Origin of the sequence: Dyella sp., assembly GCF_036568765.1 — a bacterium.
Classification (GTDB): domain Bacteria; phylum Pseudomonadota; class Gammaproteobacteria; order Xanthomonadales; family Rhodanobacteraceae; genus GSA-30.
In genome coordinates, this window is sequence record NZ_DATCRY010000103.1 from 1 (window position 1) to 3,479 (window position 3,479).

Annotated in this window: 3 protein-coding genes; all 3 read right to left on the bottom strand. The window is 63.3% G+C overall.

Annotated elements, in window-relative coordinates:
* Positions 1-239 precede the first annotated feature (239 nt).
* Positions 240-1,661 (bottom strand): NADP-dependent phosphogluconate dehydrogenase, encoded by a 1,422-nt coding sequence (gndA, locus tag VIM98_RS07585; RefSeq protein WP_331992494.1) that lies wholly within the window; start codon positions 1,659-1,661, stop codon positions 240-242.
* Positions 1,662-1,746: 85 nt separating this feature from the next.
* On the bottom strand, positions 1,747-2,250 hold the full coding sequence (locus tag VIM98_RS07590) for a hypothetical protein (RefSeq protein WP_331992495.1): 504 nt from the start codon (positions 2,248-2,250) through the stop codon (positions 1,747-1,749).
* A partial coding sequence (locus VIM98_RS07595; protein WP_331992496.1) for a GldG family protein occupies positions 2,247-3,479 on the bottom strand: 1,233 nt, incomplete at its 5' end. The genes VIM98_RS07595 and VIM98_RS07590, both read right to left, overlap by 4 nt.

A 3,479-nucleotide genomic window follows, 5' to 3' on the forward strand; every position in this document is an offset into this window, starting at 1 on the left:
CCGGCTCTTCTGGGAGCGACTTTCGTTGCGACGATCGTGCCTTATCGCAAGTCCTTGTCGCGACTGAAGTCGCTCCCACAACGATAGGATCCGTTTTCGCTGTGTCCAAGTCATTGACAGGTTTTTAGAGGTTCCCTTCAGTCGCGACACGAACTTGCGTCGAGGCAAGATCGTCGCGACTGAAGTCGCTCCCACAGGGCTAGTATGAGTTCTGGGGGGCTTCAGTCGTGATGCCGGGATCAGCCCTGCGGCGCCCAATGTTCCTCATGGAAGCTGCCCGGCTCATCGACACGCTCGAAGGTATGCGCACCGAAATAATCGCGTTGCGCCTGGATCAGATTGGCGGGCAGGCGTTCGGAGCGATAGCTGTCGTAGTAAGCGATAGCCGACGCAAAACCCGGTACCGCCACGCCGGCTTGCACCGCTGCCGACACGACGTCGCGCAACGCCTGGTGATAATCGCCGGCGATCTGCTTGAAGTACGGGTCGAGCAGCAGGTTGACGATCTGCGGGTTGTGCTCGTATGCGTCCATGATCTTCTGCAGGAAGCGAGCACGGATGATGCAGCCGGCACGGAAGATCTTGGCGATGGTGCCGTAGGGCAGGTTCCACTTGTACTCGTCCGATGCTGCGCGCAACTGTGCAAAGCCTTGTGCATAGGAAACGATCTTGCTCAAGTACAGCGCACGGCGTACCGATTCGACGAATGCCTGACGATCGCCGGCAAACGGCTTGTTCTGCGGCCCGGCCAGTTGTTTGCTCGCAGCAACGCGCTGTTCCTTCAGCGAGGAGAGCAGGCGCGCGAACACCGATTCGGTAATCAATGGCAGCGGCACGCCGAGATCCAGCGCATTCTGGCTGGTCCACTTGCCCGTGCCTTTCTGCGCTGCGCGATCGAGCACGATGTCCAGCAGGTCCTTACCCGTCTTGGCGTCTTTCTTCTGGAAGATATCGGCGGTGATCTGGATCAGGTAGCTATCCAGTTCGCCGGTATTCCACTCCGCATAGACCTTGCCCAGCTCTTCGTTGGAAAGCCCCAGCACGTTCTTGAGCACGGCATAGCTTTCCGAGATCAGCTGCATGTCGCCGTACTCGATGCCGTTGTGCACCATCTTGACGTAGTGGCCCGCGCCATCGGGGCCCATGTACGCCACGCAGGGCTCGCCGTCCGGTGCCTTGGCGGCGATTTCGGTAAGAATCGGGGCGACCAGGTCGTAGGCATCGCGCGGGCCGCCGGGCATGATCGACGGACCGTGCAGCGCGCCTTCCTCGCCACCGGACACACCGGTGCCGATGAAGTGCAGACCGGATCTGGCCAGCTTCTCGTTGCGGCGGATGGTGTCCTGGAAAAAGGTGTTGCCGCCGTCGATCAGCACATCGCCCTTGTCCAGCAGCGGCATCAGCTTGTCGATGGTGTCGTCGGTCGGCTGGCCGGCCTTGACCATCATCAGGATGCGGCGAGGTTTTTCCAGCGAGCCGACGAACTCTTCCAGGGTATACGTCGGCACCAGCTTCTTGCCCGGGTGCTTGACGATCACCTCGTCGGTGAGGTCCTTCGTGCGGTTCCAGATCGATACCGCATGGCCGCGGCTTTCGATGTTGAGCGCGAGGTTACTGCCCATCACCGCCATGCCGACCACGCCGATCGGTTGCTTGCTCATCGGATCACTCCTCAAGGTTTCGCTGATGCCGGTCCCCGATATGGGGAATCCTCTCAGTTGTACAAGACCGCATGTAAGCGGCGGATCAATGCAGCCCTAACGGCATGTTCTTGCCATCCATCGGGCGGGGTGTGTAACGCAATGGGACCAGCGCCACGCGCCCGTCCACACGTACGTAGCGCTGTGGGCCGGTCACCGAAGTTTCGCCGAATTCGACCCGACGTCCGTCCAGCTCCAGCACGGCCAGCGGCGGTGCGAGACCGATCTTCTGGGGCGAGAAATCTTGCAGTGGTCGCCATTGCAAGACGGCGGCAGCCGCAATCTGGGATAGCTCGGCGAGACGGCCATCGTCCGCGCGCATGGCCGGTCCCTCGTCCGCGGTCCACCAGTGCCCATCGTCGTGGCGGCTGTAACGATGCATCGGTGCCTGCTGGAACTGCAGGCCGATGCGAGTGACCTCGGCTGGGTCGAGGCTAAGCAACGTGCCTGGCTCCTGTTGCCGGTCGCGTTGCCATTGCCACGCCGCGGCCATCACCAGCACGGCGACACCGAGCAGTAAAACGATGCGTTGCCGCGCCTTGCGTTTCATGCGCGGCGCCGGCGCCAGGCGATGAGTGCGCCCGCCAGCAGCAGGGCCAGCGGCAGCAGCAGTCGAAAGCCCAGGCTGATCGCGGCGAGCATGCTCGAACTGGGCTGTACCACCCGGTCGGGCGCACCGCGAGGCGGCAGGTTGACCAGGGCATCGTCGCCCAGCAGCCAATCGAAAATGCGTTCGCCCAGCGCGCGGTTGCCGCCATTGCCGAGGAAACTGTTGGAGAGGAAATCGCCATCGCCGATCACGACCGCGCGTTGTTCGGCTTTCTCGGGGCTGGGTGAAACCCGGCTAATCGCGAAGCCGAAATCGAGCGGGCCCTTCAGTTCGCCGGCATCGGGGTCGTAGTGGATCGTGGACGCCTGCGTGTTATCGATCGCCTTGAATTCGGTCCAGCTCTGCGGACCTGAGCGCAGGAACGGCACGATGTCCCAGCTGGCGGCGCTGACCTTGGCCAGCGCAGAGACTTGAGGGAAGACCGTGGTCAGCGTGAAGCCGCGCGTGATCGCGTGCGCGGGGTAATCGCCCAGGGCGATCAATCGCGGATCTTTCAGGCCGAGCGCGGCGCCGCCGCCATCGACCAGCACGCCGGGCAGCACATGTACACCCAATACTTGCGCTAACGGCGCGAGGCCCAGGTCGTCGTTCGTCGGTTCGGTGAGCCAGAGCAGGTTGCCGCCGTTGTCGACGTAAGCGGTCAACGCCTTGACTGCGGCCGGCGGTAGCGCGAGCGAGGGCCCGGCCAGCACGACGAGATCGGTGTGTTCGGGTACGGCGGTGACTTGGGCGAAGTTCAGCGGCACGGCGCGCATGCCACGGCCTTCCAACTGCGTCATGAACGTGCCCAGGTCGGCGTTGGCCTTGCCGTCGGCGCGCCGTTCGCCGTCGCCGGTGACGAAGGCGACGATGCGATCGCCGCCGCGCGCAAGGCGTTCCAATGCATTGGTCAGGCTGCGCTCGTCCAGCTCATCCAGGCGTTGCTCGCGGTTGCGATAGTGCAGGATCAGCGCGCCATCGACGGTAATGCCTTGCTCGCGCATCGCTGCCGGGTCTTGTTGCGGATCGACAAAGCGCAATGCCAGGTCCGGTTTGAAGCGCTGGTAGCGTTGGATGAACGCAGCAATGGTCGAGCGCAGATCGCCCTGGGGATTGGCGTAACTGACGATCTCCACCGGGCCGTCGAGGCTGGCGAGGATGGCGCGGCTTTCTGGCGACAAGCTGGCGCG